Below are 19539 nucleotides of genomic sequence, written 5' to 3' on the forward strand. Positions count from 1 at the left end.
GCTCAACAACCCGCCGGGGCCGATCGTCAATGAGCGTGGAAGGTTTTGCGGCGCGTCATGAACGCCAAGAGTGCCTTTCCAGCTTCAGGGTTATAGCGCGTCAGCGCTTTTGCCACATAGCCCAGCCCCCTCTGGTCGGCATGGTAAGTCAACCCGCCCTTGTAGCGCGGAAAGCCATATCCATGAATCCACACCAGATCGATATCGCCAGGGTGCGCCACGATATCGTTGTCGATCAGCCAGGCGGCCTCGTTGATCATTGCAAACAAACAGCGCTCTTCGATTTCCTGATCGGTGATGTTCCGCGGCGTGATGTGCCATTGCTGCCGGTGCTGGTCCAACACCTCGGTCAACCAGGGGTCCGGCACGGCCTGGCGGCTGCCTGGCGCGTATCGATAAAACCCAACACCGGCTTTTTGGCCAAGACGGTCGGCGGCGTACAGTTTATCGACCCAATCGCAGCGCCGCTCACGCTCGTTCAACCGAGAAAGGCGCCCCTGGCGGTTGCGCCAGGCAACATCCACGCCGGCCAGATCACGCAGTTCAAAGGGGCCGATGGGGAAGCCGAAGGCACGCATCACACGGTCGACATCCTCGGGGGGCGCGCCCTCCTCCAACAGGAACATAGCTTCCCGCTCCCGCGCCGCCAACAGCCGATTGCCCACAAAACCGTCACACACCCCGACCGTTACCGCAACCTTGCCGAGCCGCTGCGCCAAAGCCAGCACCGCCGCCAGCACTGCCCGGTCGGTCTGGGTGGTACGCACCACCTCCAGCAGTTTCATCACCGGCGCGGGGCTGAAGAAATGCATGCCCAGGACCTGCTGTGGACGGCTGACGCCATCGGCGATGGCTTCGATGTCCAAGTAGGACGTGTTGGTCGCCAGAATGGCGTGCGGCTGACACAACCTGTCCAGTTGTTGAAACACCGCACGTTTTACCTGCAGGTCTTCAAACACCGCTTCGATGACCAGGTCGGCGTCCGCCACCGCGTCCATTGAGGTCGACGGCCGAATCAAGGCCCGGCAGTGTTGCGCAGCCTGGGCATCGAGCCGCCCTTTGAGCAGCGCGTCCCGGTAATAGTCGTCGATGTTTTTCACACCGCGTTGCAACGCGGCATCCTGCACGTCGATCAGGCTTACAACGAGGCCTGCATTGGCGATGCAGATGGCAATCCCGGCGCCCATGGTGCCTGAGCCAATCACCGCGACCTTTTGAATCGAGGGCGCGTGGCCATTGGCAGCGAGCTGACGCGTGCGGCTGGCCAAGGCGCGCTCAGTGAAAAACAGATGCCGCAACGCCTTGGCCTGGGCCGATTGTCGGCGCTCGATAAACAGCCTGCGCTCCACGGCCATGCCTTCGTCAAACGGCACGGTCAGGGCGGCCTTGATCGCCTCGAGGGCAGCCAGGGGCGCTTGTTGCCCGCGCATTTTTTTCATGACGCCGGCGACTTTCGCCTCGAATTCAGCGGCGTCATGTTCGGCAATCAGCCGATCTCGCGTTCGCCGCCAGAAGGGTTGGGCCACGCTGAAGCGCCGTGCGTACTCAATCGCTGCGGCGTGGACGTCGGTCGCCACGCAGTGATCGATCAGCCCGGCTGCGTGTGCCTGCGCCGCCGTCAGACGCTGCCCGGCAATGACCAGGTCGACGGCGATCAACGCGCCACACAGGCGAATCAAGCGCTGCGTGCCGCCGGCACCGGGGATCAAGCCCAGGCTGACCTCGGGCAGACCAAGCACCGCAGACGCATCCGCGACCCGCAGATGACACGCCAACGCCAGCTCCAGCCCCCCGCCGAGCACGGAGCCGTGAAGCGCAGCAATCACCGGTTTGGGGCTGTTTTCAATGGTGTTCAGAACGTCCGGAAGGTGCGGCGCCATCAACGGCTGGTCGAACTCCTTGAGATCGGCTCCGGCCACAAACGTCGTGCCCTGGCAGGCGAGGACGATGGCGCGCACCGTGGGGTCGGCCTGAGCCTGTGCCAAGGCGTCCGACAGTTGTTGCCGGACGCCTTGGGACAACGCGTTCACCGGCGGGTTATGGATGACGATGACACCAATGCCATCAGCTGAATTCAAACTGACCAAGGATTCCATGAGCGTTACCTGAGTGATGCGACCGTCGCCTGGTAACGATCCTTCGTCACCAGGCGGAAGGGTCACAGGAAGGAAATGGGATAGCTGAGGATCACCCGCGTGTCGTTGGCATTACGGGAGAAGTCCGAGCGGTACACCGCGTTGCGCAGGCGTATGTCCAAGGCCTTGAGCGGCCCGCTCTGCACCCGATACTGCAGTTCGACATCCAGCTCACGCTCGCGGCCGGAGTCGGTCGTGCGCAGCTCTGCGTCGGAGCCCTTGATGTAACGGGTCATGAAGGTCATCCCCGGCAAGCCCCACGACGCCAGATCGCGCGCATAACGCACTTGCCATGAGCGTTCGCCCTTCTCGGCAAAGTCGCCCACCTGCACGAAGTTGACCAGGTAAGGGTCGGTACCGTCGACGTAGGGAAACGCCGAATCCCCGTGCATGGCTTGATACCCCAGGCTGAATGCGTTGCCCCGCCATTCATAGGTAGCCAGCCCGCTGAACGCACGATTGTCCACCTGCCCGGCGCGCGCTTGCCCCTGATCGTCGCTGACAAACAGGCGCAGATCCGCCTTGAACTTACCCTCACCGACGTCGTGGGTACTGTTGAAACCGAGATAGTGCTGCTGATAGACATCCTCCAGTCGTCCGAGCTGATAGGTCAGCTGGAAATGCTTCCAGCGGTAAGCGGCACCCGCCAACTCGAAGTTGCCGCCGTCAAGCGCGCCGGAAAAGCGCCGATTCTTGTTATTGATCGACAACCCTCGCGCACCGGTGACATCGCGATCGGTGACCTGATCAAGGTGCCCCCCGATCAGCTCCAGGCCATTCCACTCCCGGGACTCGATCATGCCTCCGCGAAACGTTTGCGGGAGCAAGCGTCCGAAGTTCGCTTGCAGCGTCGGCAGCTTGGGCATCAAGGTGCCGACCTTCAGCTCGGTTTTGGACACGCGCATTTTCGCGGTCAACCCGGCCTTGGAATACTCGCCCGGGGCGCTGCCGTCATCGCGAACCGGCAGTAACCCCGTGCCCGTTCGATCCGGACTCGAATCGAGTTTCAGGCCCACCATGGCGATCGCATCCAGGCCAAACCCGACGACGCCGGGCGTGTAACCCGACTGTGCGCGCAGAATGAAGCCCTGCGCCCATTCATCGCGTTTTGATGGGCCGCTGCCGTCGCGAAAATCGCGGTTCATGTAGAAGTTGCGCATTTCCAGGTCGACCTTGGAGTCGGCGAAGAAGTCGGCTGCCTGGGCGGTGGCCAGGCAGGGTCCGACGGCAACCATCACGCCCCACGATATGCTTGTTTTTTTATTATTCATGAGAAAATCCGGGCGGTACGCAGCCACACCGCGCTCGTTCGAGATCGGTGGGCCGCTACATCCATCAGGTGAGAGTGGGTGTCAGTGCATCGCGGTCATGTAGTCGCCGGCCTTGCCGGGAATCGATTGACCTTGGACTTTGCCGAGAAACGCAATCGCCCGGGCGACGTCTTCCTCGCTCAGATAAGGCGTTTGAGGAAATGAGTGTTTGTTGGAGGCCCAGGCCGCCGCGTACACGTTATCCGGCGTGCCTTCAAAGCGCGCGCGCACCAGTTTCATGGCTTGCTCAGGGTGCTCGTTGATCAGCGTCGTCGCTTGCGCCAGCGCGTCCAGGAATGTCTTCACCGTCTGCGGGTTTTCATCGGCCCATTGCTTGCGCGCACTCAAGGCGATGGAGGGATAACCATCAAGCTCCTTGACCTGCCCTTCGGCCATATCCAACAGGGTGAAACCTTTGTGTTCGATAATGGCGCTGTCCGAGGTCGGAGAGGACAGTGCGAAACCGTCGATACGTTCCTGGGCGAATGCCGTCAGAATGGCGCTGGCACTGTTCAGGTATAACAACGTGAAGTCCTTTTCTGCCGAAAGGCCGCCTTTTTCACCGAGAAACCGCACCAGGAAATCAGCACTGCCGCCCGCGCCGCTGACCGCAATCTTCAAGCCCTTCATCGCTTTCAGCCGCTGCTCCATCGGCGTTTGCGCGGTCAGGCCCAGTTGGTCGGCTTTCTTCTGGCTGATCACCACGTTGCTTGCGTACTGCCCCACCAGCCGGCCCAGCAGGGTCAAGTCGGCGCCCTTCAATTTCGCGTTGATCGAGTTCTGGATCGCACAGGAACAGAACTCGACGGTTCGACTGGCCAGGCCCGAGGTCGCGGCACCGCCGCCCTTGAACTTGACGAGTTCGACATTCATCCCCTGCTTCTTGAAATAGCCGCCATCCACCGCCACGAACAGCGGCATATGCACGAACCCATCGGTGCCCAGGGCAACTTTTATATCCTGCGCATAAGCGCCAGTGGCGCCAGCCAGCAACGAAGCGACAAGGCCCGCCTTTGCGATCAGTTTTTTAATAGACATGCGTACACCTGTATTTTCTTGTGAGTTATGAACAGGTCAAACCGAAGCTTCACGATCACCCAGATCTTTTTTCCATGGCATCAGGCGTGTCTCGACCATACGCACGATCGCTTGCAGCAGCAGCGCCAGAGCGATGATGGCGACCAACGCGGCGAACACCCCAGCGGTGTCCAACTGCCCCGCCGCATCTTGCAGCAGATAGCCGAGCCCACGATTGGACGCCATGATTTCGCCGACGATGGCCCCGATCAGCGCGTAAGGCACCGAGAGCTTGAGCCCGGTGAATACCCATTGGATGGCCGAAGGGAACACCACCTTGGTGATCAAGTGATGCTCGCGTGCGCCCATCAAGCGCAGGATCTCCAGCTGCTCGCGGTCGACCGCTCGCACGCCGCTGTAGGTGTTGAGGAAGACAAGGAAGAACACGATGGTGGCGGTCAGGATGATCTTCATCTCGATCCCGATGCCGAACCACATGATGAACAGCGGGGCCAGGGCCACTTTCGGCAAGCTATAGATCGACACGAGGATCGGATCGAGCAGCTTGGCCAGCAATTCGTTACGGCCCAACAGCAACCCCACCCCGATCCCGACCGTCGCCCCGAGCACGAAGCCGGCAAGGGTTTCCACCACCGTGATCCCACCATGGGAAAACAGCCTTCCGCTGATCACCAGCTCGTAGAACTTGCCGGCGATTTCACTGGGAGAACTGACGAAAAAGGGATCGATCAACGGCCCCGATGACAGCTCCCACGTGGCGAACAGTGTGATGAAGATCGCCAGACGTCCAAGGAATATATTCATGCTCGGTTACCCTCCGCTGCATCGTTCAAAGACGGGGTCATGAAGTCCCACAAATCGCCGCAAAGCTGGTGGTACCTGGGGTCCTTGCGCAGTTGGAGAATGTTGCGCTCCTCGCCCAGCGGGATCGGCACGTCCTTGACAATGGTGCCGGGCCGGCCGGCGAAGATCAGGCAGCGATCCCCCAGGGCGACGGCTTCATCCAAGTCGTGAGTCACGAAGATCACGGTCTTGTTCAAGCGCCGGCTGAGCCGAATCAGCTCGGTCTGCATACGCATGCGCAGTTGCGCATCCAATGCCGCGAAAGGCTCGTCCATCAGCAGCGTTTCCGGGTCATAGGCGAGCAGGCGGGCCAGCGCCGCACGTTTGCGCATGCCGCCGGACAGTTGGCTGGGGTAGGATTTTTCGAAGCCTTCAAGACCGACCAGTTTGATCAGTTCCTGAATACGCTCGCGCCGTTGCACCTTGGGCATGCCTTGGATTTCCAGGGGCACGGCAATGTTGCCGACCACATCGCGCCAGGGCAGCAAGTGGTCGCTCTGGGTCATGTAGCCGGTACGGCCATTGACCCCGCATACGGCTTTGCCGTTGTAGACCACCTGCCCTTCGGTGGGCGCGAACAGCCCCGCGACCATGTTCAGCAGTGTGGATTTACCACATCCCGATGGCCCGACCACGGTGACCACTTCACCCTTCTCGATCGACAGGTTGATGCTGTGGGATGCCTGTTTGGCCACGCCCTTGACCGTGAAGGATTTGGAAACACCGATAAATTGGATCAGCGCCGACGCGCGCTCATCCCGTTCCGCGCCAGCTGGCGTGGTGATGGCTTTTAATGCGACAGGCATGATGGGCTCCTTCTCTGAAAATGCAGGTTGCCCAGAGGGAGCCGTTGGTTCGATGTGCAGTTGAGTACGTTCATAGCGACCTACTTGTTTTTATGAGTCGTTGATGAAGCTGTCTTGATTATGAAACCGGGGCTGTGAGGGTCAATCCACCTATTCCACAGAGTGGAACAGGTGCTGCCTCACGCCAGCAGTGCCAGGCCATCCACCGCCCTGACACCCTGCCCTTGCGCGAACACGCGCAAAGGGTTGATTTCGGCTTCGTGGAGCTTGGTGCCCAAGGTCGTTGCCATATCGGCGAAGGCCATGATGCAGTCGACAAGCGCACCGATATCCGCCTTGGGGGCGCCGCGATAGCCGTCGAGCAGCGCAAAGGTTTTCAGTTCTCTGAGCATTGCCTGCGCGTCGTTGCGGCTGATCGGCAGCAGCCTCATGCTGGTGTCCCGCAGCAGTTCGGCGCTGACACCGCCCATCCCCAGTAGCAACGCAGGCCCCAGTTGCGGGTCTCGATGGAAGCCCAGGATCAGCTCGTGGCCGCCGCTGACCATCTCCTGAACCAGAAAGCGCTCGGGGACAAACCCCACCTTGTCCGCGACCACGCCGCGCATGTGTTCCAGCGCCTGGCCAATGGTGTGTTCGGTAAGACCGAGCGCGACGCCGCCCACTTCGGTTTTGTGGGGAATGCGCTCGGAGAGCACCTTCAGCACAACCTTGGGGCCGAGCGCACGAGCGGCGTCTATTGCCTGGCTCGTATGCTCAACCGCCCGTTCGCGGGTGACCGGCACGCCAAAGCGGCTGAACAGCGCCTTGCTGTGCCGTTCATCCAGGGTGCCGCTCGGCAATTGCTCAACTTCCGTCGCGGTCATGGCTTGATTGCGCGCTTGCGTCGGCGCCGCGCACGGCTCGACAGCGCTGTGGCCTTTCAAGGCCAGCAACGCACTGGCACACGCCTCAGGCGCGGTAAAGGCGATGCCTTGGTTGCTGTTGATGCGCAGCAAGGCTTGCGGTGCATAAGGACTGACATAGGCGAGGACCGGCTTGCAGCTGTCGCGCTGACTGTCGCGGATTGCATCCGCCATCAATGTCGGGCGGGCGACGCCGGACGACCCCACCACGCTGATGACCGCGTCGTAGTCCGTGCTTTCCAGCAGGATGCACATGGCCTGCTGCATGATATGCGGCTGCAGGCCGGCCAGCGTCAGGTCGATGGGGTTGCGATCCAGCACGGCCTGGTCGCCGATGTCGAGATCGCGCAAACGCGCGGCGGTGGCGTCGCCCGGCGGTGGGGTGTCGAACCCGCTGGCGCCCAGGGCATCTGCGATCAGCGTGCCGGCGCCGCCTGTGGAGGTCAGAATCGCCACGCGATTGCCCGCCATCGTGCGCCGGCTGGCCAGTGCGAAAGGCAGGTCGAGCAAGTCGGCAAAGGTCTGGGCGCGAACAATGCCCAATTGTTTGAAGTAGACATCGTAGAGCGCGTCGGCACCGGCCAGGGCGCCGGTATGGGACGCCGCCGAGCGGGCACCGGCCTCGGAACGTCCGACCTTGAAGACGACGATCGGTTTGCCGGCAGCGCGCGCCTTGAGCGCGGCACGGCTGAACTTGGCCGTGTCGCGAAGCCCTTCCAGATACAGGGCGATAACGTCGGTTGCCGCGTCATCCACCAGGTAATCGACGAAATCGGCGACGTCCAGATCGACCTCGTTGCTGGTTGCCACCAGCTTTGAAAAGCCGATGCCGGCAGCTGCGCCACGGGACAGGATAGAGCCGAGAATCCCGCCACTTTGCGAAATCACCGCAATATTGCCGGCCCGCAACGCCTCCTGATCAAGTGCGCCGCTGGCAGACAGGGTGATGCCTTGAGTGAGGTTGATCAGGCCGATGGTGTTCGGCCCCAACACGCGCATGTTGCCTCGCGCGGCTTGCAAGGCTTGCTGGCGCGCGATGCCCTCCTCGCCGGCTTCGCCATAACCACCGGCAAGCACGATGGCCGCCGGCGTGCCCATGGCCGCCAATTCGGCCACGGCCTGGTTGGCGCGTTCGGGGCCGAGCAGGATGATGGCGGCGTCCGGCACTTCCGGCAATGCGGCGATGTTGGGATAGCACGTCAACCCATCGATCTCGGCGTAGCGTGGATTGACCGGGTACAAGCGGCCGGCGAAGCCATGTTTACGCAAGAACGCGATGGGTCTGCCGGAGGTTTTTTGCGCGTCCCCGGAGGCGCCGATCACGGCGACACTGCGTGGGTTCATCAGGCGGGAAATGCTGTCCATGCTCACCCCCTCTTCGCCTTGGCCGCCAGAAAAGCGGCGACCGATGCCTGGTGCTCGGCGGAGGTGTAGCAGATGCCCTGGGCCTGGCTGCCCATGGCCAATACCTGGGCCTGGGTGAGTTCGAAGCTGTTGTTCAGGATGGATTTGCTCAAGGCCAGCGCAGTGGCCGAGCCGGCGGATAACTCAAGGGCCCAGCGCCGGGCCTCCACAAGCAGGTCGTCATGCTCCACCAGCCGGTCCACCAGGCCGATCGCCAAACCTTCTTCAGGCTGCACGGTGCGCCCGGTATAGATCAGCTCCTTGGCCTTGGGCAGCCCGACGCGACGCGGCAGCAGATACAAGCCACCGCCGTCGGGAATCAGGCCCCGTGCGATGTAGCTCATCGCATAACTGGCTTGCCGCGAGGACACCACGAAATCGCAGCTCAACGCCAGGTCGCACCCCAGGCCCGTGGCGGCGCCGTTGACCGCGGCGAGCGTCGGCTTGGGCAGGTTGAGCAACAGGGACACCGCATGATGCACGCGCTGCTGGCGCTTCCAACCGTTGTAGGCCACCTCGCCCGCCGGCGCACTCATGCGCTTTTCCATGCCTTTGATGTCGCCTCCGGCGCAGAAACCCTTGCCGGTGCCGGTGATGATGAGTGCGCGAATCGCGCGGTTCGCGGCGACCTCCTCCAGCAGCTCGATCATCTGGCTGCGCATCTCGTCGCTGATCGCATTACGCGCCTCGGGGCGGTTGAGCGTGAGCACGGCGATACCGTCGTCATCAACGGTCATGTGGATCGGCGAAGTAACACTTTGCAACATCGTCATGGGGAATCTCTCTCTTGTTGTTGGCATGGCAGCGGCCCAAACTGAAAGGCCTTGCGCTGATCCGAGTCTATGGAGCTCCCCATGATTAACAATCCGCCAATTCCACTGGGTGGAACACGATGAGAGAGGATGACGGCCTGGACAGACCCGGTGCGGGCAAGGCGCCCCTCAACCGCTCGCTTGAGCGGGGCCTCGAGATTCTGCGGGCCTTTCGCGCGGGCACCGAGTACCTGGGGAATGGCGATATCAGCGAGCGCACGGGTTTGTCCAAGTCGACCATCAGTCGCTTGACCCAGACGCTGATTCACAGCGGGATGCTGGTGTACGACGGCCAGCGCAGCGCCTATCGCCTCGCGCCCGCCACGCTTTGCTTGGGCAACGCCATGTACAACAGCAGTTCACTGATTCAGCGCGCCGCGCCACTGATGCGCGAGGCGGCTCATGCACTCCGGGTGAATGTCGGGTTGGCCGCCGCCGACCGCGATGAAATGATTTACCTGGAGTCGATCCGCCTGAGTCGCAAGAACACGCCACGCACCGTACAAACCGGGCAACGGGTACCCATGGAGTTCACCTCGCTGGGACGCGCTTACCTGGCGACGATTCCAACGCAGAAACAGCAAGCGCTGCTGGCGCTGTTCAAGGCCAGGCGCTGCGACGCCAGATGGGAGGGGTTGGCGGCCGAGATCGCCGAGGCCGATGAAAGCATCCGCCTTCGCGGGTATTGCGCGGCGTCCTGGCAGGCCGAGGTGGTGGCTATTTCGACCCCACTCGGCATACGCAATTATCAGGACCACATTTTGAATATCAGCGTGTCGACCCCGCAGCCGATCGAAGCGGTGGTCGCGCAGTATGCCGCGCCGTTGCTGGCGCTGGCGGACAAGATCCGCGCCAGTCTCGATGCGGCGTAAACGTCAGTGCCGGTGCGCGCTTGCCTTCATGGGCTGGGAGTCGTGAGGCTGGCGAGAAAGTCAGCGACCAGCCGGTTGAACGTCTCGCCCTGATCGTCGTGGACATAGTGACTGGCGTGCGCGACTTCCACCGTCTGCACCTGCCGATTGCTGTCACGCATCGCCTGCAGCGTCGCGGTGGGCAGGAAGTCCGAACGCCCGCCACGAATGAACAGGGTCGGGCAGTCCAAGGCCCGCACCGCCGGCCACAGGTCGGTCGGCTCGATGCTCAGGCGCGCCTCGGCGATGCCTTGCTGATCGTGCCGCCAGCTGATCAGCCCTTCGTGCTCTTTCATCGAATGCGCCAGCCTGGAAGCGAGGCCCTGCTCCGACAAGCCCGGGCGCGACGCCTGCCAGAAAGCGCGGGCGCTCGCCCAGCTGTCGAAGTGCAACGGCGTCTGGCTCATTTCACGGCGAATACGCGCCGCGCCGTCGCCCTGGCTCGAAGAGCCGGGACCGATGTCTTCGATGATCAGCCCGTGCAAACGCCCTGGGTTTTGCCGCGCATATTCAAGGGCATTGGCGCCACCCAGCGAATGCCCCAGCAACACGAAGCGTTGCAAACCGAGGTGGGCGACGAAGTCCTCCACATCCTCCACATAAGATTGCGTGTGGTAGCTGCTCGGCGTGGCCCAATCGCTCAACCCGCGACCGCGCTGGTCCAGGGCGTAAACGCAGTAACCGGGGCCCAACGCCTGCACCAGCGACTCCCAGGTCTGCGCATAGGCCCGCAAGCCGTGCAGCAGAACCAGAGGCACGCCGCTCGGCGCGCCCCATTGCAGAAAATGCAGGCGCAAGCCTGTGCGATTAGTAAAAAAACAGCTGGCAGGCGACATCGTTGTGCTCCATGAAGGCTGGGCTTGGGCCGGCTTAGAAACGATCGAAACGATACGGGCTCGGATCGATGATCGGGGTATCCCCGCTGACGATATCCGCCGCCAGATGGCCGGCCGCCGGCGAGGTACCGAAACCGTGCCCCGAGAAACCGGTGGCGACGGTCAACCCGGGAATTTGCGCGACCGGCCCAATCACCGGGTTCGAGTCCGGCGTCACGTCGATGGTGCCCGCCCAGGCCTGGGCGATCCGCGCCTGCTCGAATACCGGCCAGGCGGCCTTGAGGTTGTTCATCGCATCGTTGTTGAGCCGCGGGTTGGCGGCCGGGTCCTGCACCCGTACCCGTTCGAACGGGCTGATACTGTCGGCCGACCAACGCCGGGCCAGCGCCAGGTCGTTAAAGAAATACTTGCCCAGCGACACGTTCAACACGCTGCGCTGCGCACGAAACTGCGGCATGTATTGCTTGGCGAGCAACAGGTGATCGAGGGTCAGGTAGGCGTCCAATTTGCCGCGTTGGGTAATGATGAAACCGCCGTCCTTATGCTTGCGAAAGGAAAAGTCCGGCGCGCCCACGGCGATCTCCGTAGGCCCGTCCATCGGATGTGTGCGCAGCACCGAACAGGTCAAGGCCAAGGTCGGCAACGCCACGCCGAGGTTGCCCAAAAAACGCCGCGACCACATCCCCCCGGCCAGCAATACCTGATCGCAGCGAATCTCGCCCTTTTCAGTGACCACCCCACTGACCTTGCCGGCGGACATCTGCAGTGTACGCACCGCACACTGCTCGATGATCACCACGCCCTTGGCCATGGCCGCCTTGGCGATCGCACTGCTGGCCAGGGTCGGCTCGGCCCGCGCATCGGATGGCGTAAAGATACCGCCGGCCCAGTCAGCCACGCCGCCCGGCACCCGTTGCGCGATCTCGCGCTGGCTCAGCAACCGCGAGTCGAGGGACAGATGTTCGACCGATTTCAGCCAGCTTTCATGCATCGCCATCTGCGCCTCGTTGCGGCCCAGGAACATGATGCCCTCTTGCCGATACCCGACGTCGGCGCCGACCCGCTCAGGCATCTGCGCCCACAAGCGATCTGCGGCGAGGGCCAAGGGGATATCGGCGGCGTGCCGGCTGGTCTTGCGCACCCAGCCGAGGTTGCGTGAGGACTGTTCGCCGGCGATACGGCCTTTTTCCAGCACCACCACCGCGATATTGCGTTCGGCCAATGTCAGCGCAGCCGTCAAGCCGATAATCCCGCCGCCAATGATGACGACGGACGTCGCGAAGGGGAACGTGGTTGACGTGTTCACGGGCGCTATAGTCGGGGCCATGATCAAGACTCTGTGAGCGATTGAGGTCGGCCGCGCAAGCGCACGGCCGCGTAGCGGTCATTGCGACAGGCGGATGACTTCGACCTGCGCCTTGGAGGCGTTGCGATAGGCCGTCACTTCCAGTTCCACCTTGTAGACCGTCGAGCCCAACGGCGGGCAGGTCACGGTACTGGCCGGATCGACACCGCGAAACTTCTCGCCGATCAGGCCCATGACCGCCGGAACGTCCTTGGGGTCCTGGATGAACACCCGCGAGCACACCACATCGGCCAGGCTGGCGTCGACGGCGGCGAGGGCCGTTTCGATGTTGGCGAATACCTGATGCGTCTGTTCGAGGATGTCCTCGGGGATCAACTTGGTTTGCGGGTTGCGGCCTGCGGTATTGGAGACATAGATCCAGTTGTCCACCACCACCAGGCGTGAATAGCTGGCTTGGTCTTCAAACGGGGAACCGGTCTTGAGCTTGATGATTTTGGTCATGTCGTTGCCTCTTCAGATGGATAAGGGTGGCTTAGCGCAACGCGGGGGTTTCCCACAGATTCAGTTTCACGCCGATGCCTTTTGCGATGGCATTGCGGTACACCACCGTGCCCCAGGCCACGTCTTCCACGGGCATGCCGCCCACCGACATGATGATGATCTCTTCATCGTTCCGGCGGCCCTGGGCATCGCCGGCAACGATCTTGCCGATGTCTTCGAGCTCGTCGCGCTGCATCTTGCCTTCGGCGATCATGTCCATGAACCGCACACCGATCACCGGCACGCAGTGGTGCGCGGGCTTGGGCAACTCTTCGAACCAGGCTTCATAGAGGCCGGTGTTATCCAGCACCTTGCGCACCTCGGAGCTCTCCATGCCTTCATCCAGGGAGCAGGACGCCGGCATCGCCATGAAGGCGCCCGGTTTGACCCACTCACGCTTAACGATTGGGTAGTTCGAGGGGTCGCCGACCTCACCGGAGCTACAATAAGTAACAAGGTCGGCGTCGCGGACCACATCTTCGAGGGTGTCGACGACTTTTATCGTGGTCACCTGTGGGTAGGTTTGCTTTACCCAGGCAATAAAATCGTTGAGGCTTTTCTCGCCGCGTCCCTTGATCTTCAAGGTATCGATCTGCGGGCACACCGCGATGAAAGCGGCCAGCGTGGTCTTGCCCATCACCCCCGGGCCCAGCAGGCCGACGACTTTGGCATCCTTGCGGGCCAGGTGGCGCGCGCCCACGCCGGGAATCGCGCCGGTGCGATACGCCGACAGCAGGTTGGCCGACATGTGCGCCAGCGGTGCGCCCGTGTCGGGGTCGTTGAGCGTGAACATCAGGATCGAGCGCGGCAGGCCTTTGTCGCGGTTGGCGATGTTGGAGCCGTACCACTTCACGCCGGCGGTGCAGAAGTTGCCGCCCAGGTAGGCTGGCATCGCCATCATGCGTCGGTCAGCGGTGGGTTTGGGCATGTTCGGGAAGGGTGATTCCTTGGGGAAAATCACCATCGCGCCGTGGGAATCGTTGTTCGGGCCCGCCATGCGGTAGTCGCCGATATACAGCAGGCCGAACATCTCTTCCATGGTGTCGACACAGGCAAGCATGTCGGTGACGCCAGCGCGGATCATGTCCTGCTCGGACAGGTAAATGAAGTCTATTTTTGTAGTCGTGGACATAATTATTCTCGGGCTGAAGGTGATATCGCTGCGGTAGGCGCGGCTCCCACGCTGTCGAGTCCGAGTATCGGGCTGGGCTTATCGGCGGTATTGTAAATTTCGGACATCGGCGCTTGCCGCGGGCACCTGAGTTGGCGCGATAAATGCCTGAATATTCGCGCATATTGCCAATCGAAGGTTCCGTCATGGTCAACCTGTGTGCGCCGAGGCCGCGGCACCCAACCGCCTACGAACAACCCTGGTTCGTACTCAACTCATCGCGGTATTCGGTGATGCCTTCCGAACACCCGGCGATCTCGCATTTCTATGCCTTCGATGTCGCCCAATCGACCGACGTGCTGGCGGTGCCGGATGGCTGCGTGGACATCGTTTTCGACTGCGATGCCACACGTCCCACCGTGCGGATCTGCGGCACGCCGCTGGAGGCGCAGCGCGTCGAACTGCACCAGCATCATCACTACTTTGGCGTGCGCTTTTCACCGGGGGTCATTCCAGGCTTCATCAATGTGCTGGCCGCGGACCTGACCGAACAGGAGCTGGATCTGCTCAAGGTCTCGGGGTTTGCCCAGCGCATGTTCGAGAACATCGTGCAAACCCCACGGCTGGAAGAGCAGATGAGGCTGTTCAATGACTACCTGGCCCCGCGCCTGATGGGCAGGACCTCGAAACTGACGGCGATGGTGATTCAACAGGCCCTGGTGCATCGCGGTGACCTGCGCATTCAGCAGCTTGAAGACCTCAGCGGCTACACCAGCCGCACCATCCATCGCCAGTTCAGCCAGGACACCGGCATGTCGCCGAAGATCTTTTGTCGCATCATTCGCTGCCAGGCGGCCCTGGAAACATTGAACACCCAGCACGATGTATCCTTCTCGGAACTGGCGCTGGACCTGGGCTTCTCCGATCAGTCACACTTCCTGCGCGACTTCAAGAAGCTGGTCAGTACGACGCCCTGTGACTACCAGCGCAAGATTGTGCAGAACGCCTACAGCGACCGCATCAGCTTCGCCTGAACGCGCCGCATCAGGCAGCGTTCACCCCCCTCCTCCGCGCGACGAAAAATAAACCTGCGTCTCCATCATTTCTCCATAAAACCTACGCTGAAAGTGCATGCTTGCCGTGCATCATCCAACCCGTTGCCAGAAAACCGCGCGCCGTTGCAGCATGGCCCGGTAGCACAGGGCACATCGACCGAGCAGAACATGACCGAATCACTCGTTGCATCAACCGCTAATCAGGCACTGATCCTGATCGCCGAAGACGAACCGGAAATCGCCGATATCCTCACGGCCTATCTCAAACGCGCCGGCTTTCAAACCGCGCATGCGCAGGATGGCCGTCGCGCACTCGAACTGCATCAAACGCTCAAGCCCGACCTGGTGCTGCTCGATGTACTGATGCCGAAACTGGATGGCTGGATGGTACTGGCGGAGGTTCGTCACCGCGGCAACACGCCGGTCATCATGCTGACCGCACAGGACCAGGACGTGGACAAACTCATGGGGCTGCGTATTGGCGCCGACGATTACATCGTCAAGCCGTTCAACCCGGCCGAGGTCGTCGCCAGAACCCAGGCGGTGCTGCGCCGCTGCATCGACAATGGCTATTTGACGGGGCGCAGCGTGCTGCGCGTGGACGCCTTCGAAATCGACATCGACAACCATGACGTGAGCGTCAGCATCGATGGGCAGAAACACCCATTGAACCTGACCGTGACCGAATTCAAGTTACTCGCGCAATTGGCAAAGGCGCCCCGGCGCGTGTTTAGCCGCGCCGAGTTGCTGGCCCTCTGTTCGCCCGAGAGCGACAGCCTGGAGCGCACGGTCGACAGCCATATCAGCAAATTGCGCAGGAAAATCGAGGACCTCGGACTGCAAGGCGTACCGGCCAGTATCCGCGGGGTCGGCTACCGGTTCGGGAGCCTGCCATGAAAGGCGCCAACAGCTTGAGTCGGCAGATTATCCTGTCGATGTCGGCCGTGGTCCTGTGTGTGATAACCCTGGCGATTGTCGGGACCTATGTCTTTTATGGGTTGCTGTGGTCGTTTGCTCCGCTGAGCGACGCGGAAATGGATGAGTGGCTGCCCAGCGGCATGGAGTGGGCCTGGATGAGCCTGATCACCTGCGTCAGCCTGGGTGTCGGCGTCGCAGCGGCGATCAAGTTGTCCCGGCGCATTCTGATGCCCTTGAACTCGGTGGCGGCCAGCCTGCGCAGGCTGGCCGATGGCGACCTGGATGCCCGCGCAGTGGCGCCGGATCAATCCTTGGGCGAAGCCGCCTTATTAGTGGATGACTTCAACAGCATGGCCAACCGACTGAAACGCATGGCCGAAGAACAGGCGTTCTGGAACGCAGCGATCGCCCATGAGTTGCGCACGCCGCTGACCATCTTGCGCGGCCGCCTGCAGGGGCTGGCCGAAGGTGTGTTCGAACCGGACACCGCGCAGTTCTATAGCCTGCTGACGCAAGTGGAAGGGTTGACGCGCCTGGTTGAAGACTTGCGCGTGGTCGGCCTGGGAGACAGCGGCTACCTCAAGCTCGAACCCGACTACGCCGACCTGGCCGCCGACCTGGAAGCCGAAGCACGGTTGTTCGAATCGAGCTTGCGCAGCGCCGGCTTCGTGCTGCACCTGGACCTGCTCAAAGGCCCGATACGCTGTGACCGCGCGCGGATTCGCCAGGCGTTGCTGGCGCTGCTGGACAACATCCGCCGGCATGCGACGCCGGGCAACGTCTGGGTGCAACTCGGCAGCCAACGCTCGCGCAACTTCCTGAGAGTCACGGATGAAGGGCCGGGGGTGGACGATGCGTTCGCGACGCATATTTTCGATGCGTTCCAGCGCGGCGAAAGTTCTCGCTCCCGTGCCCAGGGAGGCAGTGGGCTGGGCCTGGCCGTGGTGCGCGCGATTGCCATCGCCCATGGCGGCACGGTGAGCTGTCGGACATCGATTAATGGCGGCACCGTGTTTGAACTCAGTTGGCCAACAACAACGCAAAGCCTGGATACCTACACGGAGTCTACTGAGGTGTAACTGCATATAACGCCAAACCCGCTTGAATATTCAAACCGACAAAGGTGATGGCATGCGCCTCTCTATTTTTATAGTTAATAGAGCCACGAAATATCGCCACTTTGCCTTATTGAACTCACAAGGACGTTGTATCGCGTTCAAGAGCTGCGAAAGGATGCCAACTCAGGGCGAATGGGTCGAAGTCACAGCAATCAATCTTGCCTGGTTCAATCAAACCCTTCCAGGCCACGGGCGCCGGGATAATGAAGCAACACCTGGCAAATGACGTTCAATGTTTTACGCGGACAATTGTTATGCCGACTCTGCATTCCGCTCGCCCCCTTGTTGACTCCAAACAGCTGGAAGCGTCACTGACGCTCTACACACTCAAACTGCGAAAGTTGCAGCGCTTCTGGATTCCCCTGCAGAAGTACGCGCCGCATTGCGTATTGGCGTTGTGGTTGATTGGTGTGTGCGCGTCGTTGATCACACAGTCTTATTGTCACTGGCTGATTGCAGCGCCGGCCATTTGCATATTGATCGCCCTGGAAATCGTTATCGAAGAAGTGCAGATCAATTTGTTATTGATGACCGAGGAGGCGCGCTATCTGCTCGGCGTCGCCCGCGGTATCTATCCTCCCATGATGCGCTCGACAGGTGGCCCATGCCGTCCGTAACCCCTAGGATTGTGCTCGAAGAAAGCAAAAAGCTCGGTCAGCAATCCGCCAGCCAGACCCTCAAGGCCATTGCCAGGGCCTACCCCGGCAAGCTGTTCGCGACCTTGTCGCTGGTGGCGCTGGAAAATGCACTGCTGCTCGCCTACCCGCTGTTTGCCGGGTTTGCCGTGGACTCAATCATCCGTGGCGATGCCGCCAGCGCATTGCTCTATGCCGGCGTGGTGCTGGGGTTCTGGGTGGTGGGGGCGGCGCGGCGCGCGCTGGATACGCGCACCTTTACGCGCATCTACGCCGATCTTGCGGTGCCGGTGATCCTCAATCAGCGCCTGGAACGCCAGAGCACGTCCAAGGCGGCGGCGCGGGTGGTGCTGGCGCGGGACTTTGTCGACTTTTTCGAGAAGCACGTGCCGATCATCGCCACCGCGCTGGTCTCGATCATTGGCGCGGCCGGCATGTTGCTGGTGATCGAGCCATGGGTTGGCGTGGCATGCCTGCTCGCGCTGCTGCTGTGCGTCACCGTGATGCCCGGCTTCGCCCGGCGTAACCAGCGCTTGCATGAGCGCTTGAACAATCGCCTGGAAAAGGAAATCGGCATGGTGGAAGCCGTCGGCGCGCATACCCTGCACCGTCATTATCACCTGCTGTCGCGACTGCGCATCCGCTTGTCGGACCGTGAGGCCATCGCCTTCCTGTTCATTGGCATCCTGGCGGCGCTGCTGTTTGTGGTTGCCATCACGCAACTGGCATTGTCGCCGGCCGTAAAAGCCGGGCATATCTATGCGGTGATGACTTACCTGTGGACTTTCGTCAGTTGCCTGGATGAAGCCCCCTCGATGATCGACCAACTGGCGCGGCTCAAGGACATCGGCAAGCGCGTGAACCCCGGGCTTGGCGAAGCGGCAGACTGATCGCGCATCAGCGCTCGGCCCTGCGCGTTTCCGAGGGCGACTCGCCAAACAATTCGCGGTAATGCGCCGCGAAGTGACTCAGGTGAAAAAAGCCCATGGCCACGGCGACCTCACCGACGTTTTTCTCGCTGGCCGCGGTCGCGATCAACCGCCGCCGGACCGCGTTGAGGCGCAGATTGCGCAGGTACTCGACCGGGCGCAGGCCGGTCACCGCCTGAAAACTGTTCTGCAGGGTCCTGCGGCTGACGCGCAATTGCTCGCACAGGTCGAGGATGCTCAACGGGGTATCGCCACTGGCAACGATCAACTCCTGGCAACGCCGGACCAGGTAGGCACTGACGGCGAAATTGCCGCGCCGGCAACGCACCTCGTCGCTGGCATGGGTGAATAGGTCCAGGAAGGTGCCGAGCAGCTCATCTTCCAGGATCTTTTCCGAAACGGCGCTGATCGCGTCGGTATGTTCCAAAAGGTGACGAAACAACGGGTGAATACGCTGGTGTATACGCAGCAGTAACGCCTCATCCACACGCAGCTGAGACACGGTGGTCAGGCGTTTAAGCTGCTCGCCGGATAATTCGAAAGCCGCCAGTTTGGCAAAGCGTACCGCGTCGACGTTGATCGCGAAAAAATGCGTGCCTTCCGGGGCATGCAATACGAACTCCTCTGAATCGCGCAGCAGCACCACGCTCTGCGCGTCCACTTGCTGCCCTTGCACCACCGGCGAGCTGCCCAATGACATGGCGGCGCACAACCGGCCTTTGGGCGAGGAACCATGCTGCACCACTCGCTTGTCCAGCACCTCCTGGAAAATCTGGAAGCGATCGCAGGACAACTGGCGCAGTTCACTGGTGAGGCAGCCACGGCCCAGTTGGTCGTAGATCTGCTGCCAGCCCTGGATCGAGCCGGCGTGCTGTTGAGGATCATTGAAGGTTCGGACTTCAGCGAGCATATTCGTCGTTCCTCGGCGGC

The 19539-nt window shown here is 61.7% G+C and carries 18 protein-coding genes; 6 read left to right on the forward strand and 12 right to left on the reverse strand.

Going from position 1 to position 19539, the window contains the following annotated elements; all coding sequences use genetic code 11:
- Nucleotides 1-26 precede the first annotated feature (26 nt).
- From ACVWZP_RS10160 to ACVWZP_RS10190, 7 genes are all read right to left on the reverse strand, one after another.
- Nucleotides 27-2096, reverse strand: coding sequence for a 3-hydroxyacyl-CoA dehydrogenase NAD-binding domain-containing protein (locus tag ACVWZP_RS10160; protein WP_288075395.1), 2070 nt, complete (start codon nucleotides 2094-2096; stop codon nucleotides 27-29).
- 62 nt (nucleotides 2097-2158) lie between these two features.
- Nucleotides 2159-3406, reverse strand: coding sequence for an OprD family porin (locus tag ACVWZP_RS10165; RefSeq protein WP_201022094.1), 1248 nt, complete (start codon nucleotides 3404-3406; stop codon nucleotides 2159-2161).
- Nucleotides 3407-3487: 81 nt separating this feature from the next.
- Nucleotides 3488-4483 (reverse strand): ABC transporter substrate-binding protein, encoded by a 996-nt coding sequence (locus tag ACVWZP_RS10170; protein WP_046384072.1) that lies wholly within the window; start codon nucleotides 4481-4483, stop codon nucleotides 3488-3490.
- 36 nt (nucleotides 4484-4519) lie between these two features.
- Nucleotides 4520-5287 (reverse strand): ABC transporter permease, encoded by a 768-nt coding sequence (locus tag ACVWZP_RS10175; protein WP_046384073.1) that lies wholly within the window; start codon nucleotides 5285-5287, stop codon nucleotides 4520-4522.
- On the reverse strand, nucleotides 5284-6132 hold the full coding sequence (locus tag ACVWZP_RS10180; RefSeq protein WP_108525689.1) for an ABC transporter ATP-binding protein: 849 nt from the start codon (nucleotides 6130-6132) through the stop codon (nucleotides 5284-5286). Before ACVWZP_RS10180 ends, ACVWZP_RS10175 begins: the two co-directional genes overlap by 4 nt.
- Before the next feature lie 179 nt (nucleotides 6133-6311).
- Nucleotides 6312-8399, reverse strand: a complete 2088-nt coding sequence (locus ACVWZP_RS10185; protein WP_046384074.1) for an acetate--CoA ligase family protein — start codon at nucleotides 8397-8399, stop codon at nucleotides 6312-6314.
- Between the two features lie 2 nt (nucleotides 8400-8401).
- Nucleotides 8402-9211, reverse strand: coding sequence for an enoyl-CoA hydratase/isomerase family protein (locus ACVWZP_RS10190; protein WP_177030025.1), 810 nt, complete (start codon nucleotides 9209-9211; stop codon nucleotides 8402-8404).
- Nucleotides 9212-9330: 119 nt separating this feature from the next.
- Between ACVWZP_RS10190 and ACVWZP_RS10195 the strand changes: the two genes are divergently transcribed.
- Complete coding sequence (locus ACVWZP_RS10195; protein WP_046384076.1) at nucleotides 9331-10122, forward strand: IclR family transcriptional regulator; 792 nt, start codon at nucleotides 9331-9333, stop codon at nucleotides 10120-10122.
- Nucleotides 10123-10148: 26 nt separating this feature from the next.
- Here ACVWZP_RS10195 and ACVWZP_RS10200 read toward each other — a convergent pair whose 3' ends face one another.
- The 4 genes from ACVWZP_RS10200 to ACVWZP_RS10215 are packed head-to-tail and all read right to left on the reverse strand — an operon-like array spanning nucleotide 10149 to nucleotide 13975.
- On the reverse strand, nucleotides 10149-10997 hold the full coding sequence (locus ACVWZP_RS10200; protein ID WP_046384077.1) for an alpha/beta fold hydrolase: 849 nt from the start codon (nucleotides 10995-10997) through the stop codon (nucleotides 10149-10151).
- A gap of 34 nt (nucleotides 10998-11031) precedes the next feature.
- Nucleotides 11032-12324 (reverse strand): NAD(P)/FAD-dependent oxidoreductase, encoded by a 1293-nt coding sequence (locus ACVWZP_RS10205; RefSeq protein ID WP_079443277.1) that lies wholly within the window; start codon nucleotides 12322-12324, stop codon nucleotides 11032-11034.
- 57 nt (nucleotides 12325-12381) lie between these two features.
- On the reverse strand, nucleotides 12382-12804 hold the full coding sequence (locus ACVWZP_RS10210; protein ID WP_017846980.1) for a RidA family protein: 423 nt from the start codon (nucleotides 12802-12804) through the stop codon (nucleotides 12382-12384).
- A gap of 31 nt (nucleotides 12805-12835) precedes the next feature.
- Nucleotides 12836-13975, reverse strand: coding sequence for a tyramine oxidase subunit B (locus ACVWZP_RS10215; protein WP_026140023.1), 1140 nt, complete (start codon nucleotides 13973-13975; stop codon nucleotides 12836-12838).
- A 185-nt stretch (nucleotides 13976-14160) separates the two neighbouring features.
- Between ACVWZP_RS10215 and ACVWZP_RS10220 the strand changes: the two genes are divergently transcribed.
- The 5 genes from ACVWZP_RS10220 to ACVWZP_RS10240 all read left to right on the forward strand — a co-directional run bounded on the left by ACVWZP_RS10220 (nucleotide 14161) and on the right by ACVWZP_RS10240 (nucleotide 18570).
- A complete protein-coding gene (locus tag ACVWZP_RS10220; RefSeq protein WP_026140022.1) occupies nucleotides 14161-14988 on the forward strand; it encodes an AraC family transcriptional regulator in 828 nt (275 codons plus the stop codon).
- 189 nt (nucleotides 14989-15177) lie between these two features.
- Nucleotides 15178-15906: a response regulator gene (locus ACVWZP_RS10225; RefSeq protein ID WP_046384079.1), complete on the forward strand. Its 729-nt coding sequence runs from the start codon at nucleotides 15178-15180 to the stop codon at nucleotides 15904-15906.
- Entirely contained in the window at nucleotides 15903-17006 is a 1104-nt protein-coding gene (locus ACVWZP_RS10230; RefSeq protein WP_046384080.1) for an ATP-binding protein, read from the forward strand. Before ACVWZP_RS10225 ends, ACVWZP_RS10230 begins: the two co-directional genes overlap by 4 nt.
- Nucleotides 17007-17299: 293 nt before the next feature.
- Nucleotides 17300-17662 carry a hypothetical protein gene (locus tag ACVWZP_RS10235; RefSeq protein WP_057004881.1) on the forward strand — a complete coding sequence of 121 codons (363 nt, stop codon included), beginning with the start codon at nucleotides 17300-17302 and terminating at the stop codon, nucleotides 17660-17662.
- Nucleotides 17650-18570, forward strand: a complete 921-nt coding sequence (locus tag ACVWZP_RS10240) for an ABC transporter six-transmembrane domain-containing protein (protein ID WP_046384082.1) — start codon at nucleotides 17650-17652, stop codon at nucleotides 18568-18570. Before ACVWZP_RS10235 ends, ACVWZP_RS10240 begins: the two co-directional genes overlap by 13 nt.
- Before the next feature lie 7 nt (nucleotides 18571-18577).
- On the opposite strand, the gene ACVWZP_RS10245 is transcribed toward ACVWZP_RS10240, so the two are convergent.
- The gene (locus tag ACVWZP_RS10245) at nucleotides 18578-19519 is read right to left on the reverse strand and encodes a helix-turn-helix domain-containing protein (RefSeq protein ID WP_046384083.1); all 942 of its coding nucleotides are present in this window, start codon (nucleotides 19517-19519) and stop codon (nucleotides 18578-18580) included.
- Nucleotides 19520-19539: the final 20 nt, after the last annotated feature.

It is taken from the genome of Pseudomonas sp. TE36184, from assembly GCF_054060055.1.

Excerpts from the sequence above, each read along its gene's own strand:
- ACVWZP_RS10200 (WP_046384077.1), bottom strand. The coding sequence starts at position 10,997 with ATGTCGCCTGCCAGCTGTTTTTTTACTAATCGCACAGGCTTGCGCCTG.
- ACVWZP_RS10165 (WP_201022094.1), bottom strand. The coding sequence starts at position 3,406 with ATGAATAATAAAAAAACAAGCATATCGTGGGGCGTGATGGTTGCCGTC.
- ACVWZP_RS10225 (WP_046384079.1), top strand. The coding sequence starts at position 15,178 with ATGACCGAATCACTCGTTGCATCAACCGCTAATCAGGCACTGATCCTG.
- ACVWZP_RS10215 (WP_026140023.1), bottom strand. The coding sequence starts at position 13,975 with ATGTCCACGACTACAAAAATAGACTTCATTTACCTGTCCGAGCAGGAC.
- ACVWZP_RS10245 (WP_046384083.1), bottom strand. The coding sequence starts at position 19,519 with ATGCTCGCTGAAGTCCGAACCTTCAATGATCCTCAACAGCACGCCGGC.
- ACVWZP_RS10220 (WP_026140022.1), top strand. The coding sequence starts at position 14,161 with ATGGTCAACCTGTGTGCGCCGAGGCCGCGGCACCCAACCGCCTACGAA.
- ACVWZP_RS10170 (WP_046384072.1), bottom strand. The coding sequence starts at position 4,483 with ATGTCTATTAAAAAACTGATCGCAAAGGCGGGCCTTGTCGCTTCGTTG.
- ACVWZP_RS10240 (WP_046384082.1), top strand. The coding sequence starts at position 17,650 with ATGCCGTCCGTAACCCCTAGGATTGTGCTCGAAGAAAGCAAAAAGCTC.
- ACVWZP_RS10210 (WP_017846980.1), bottom strand. The coding sequence starts at position 12,804 with ATGACCAAAATCATCAAGCTCAAGACCGGTTCCCCGTTTGAAGACCAA.
- ACVWZP_RS10185 (WP_046384074.1), bottom strand. The coding sequence starts at position 8,399 with ATGGACAGCATTTCCCGCCTGATGAACCCACGCAGTGTCGCCGTGATC.
- ACVWZP_RS10175 (WP_046384073.1), bottom strand. The coding sequence starts at position 5,287 with ATGAATATATTCCTTGGACGTCTGGCGATCTTCATCACACTGTTCGCC.
- ACVWZP_RS10235 (WP_057004881.1), top strand. The coding sequence starts at position 17,300 with ATGCCGACTCTGCATTCCGCTCGCCCCCTTGTTGACTCCAAACAGCTG.
- ACVWZP_RS10205 (WP_079443277.1), bottom strand. The coding sequence starts at position 12,324 with ATGGCCCCGACTATAGCGCCCGTGAACACGTCAACCACGTTCCCCTTC.
- ACVWZP_RS10180 (WP_108525689.1), bottom strand. The coding sequence starts at position 6,132 with ATGCCTGTCGCATTAAAAGCCATCACCACGCCAGCTGGCGCGGAACGG.
- ACVWZP_RS10190 (WP_177030025.1), bottom strand. The coding sequence starts at position 9,211 with ATGACGATGTTGCAAAGTGTTACTTCGCCGATCCACATGACCGTTGAT.
- ACVWZP_RS10195 (WP_046384076.1), top strand. The coding sequence starts at position 9,331 with ATGAGAGAGGATGACGGCCTGGACAGACCCGGTGCGGGCAAGGCGCCC.
- ACVWZP_RS10160 (WP_288075395.1), bottom strand. The coding sequence starts at position 2,096 with ATGGAATCCTTGGTCAGTTTGAATTCAGCTGATGGCATTGGTGTCATC.
- ACVWZP_RS10230 (WP_046384080.1), top strand. The coding sequence starts at position 15,903 with ATGAAAGGCGCCAACAGCTTGAGTCGGCAGATTATCCTGTCGATGTCG.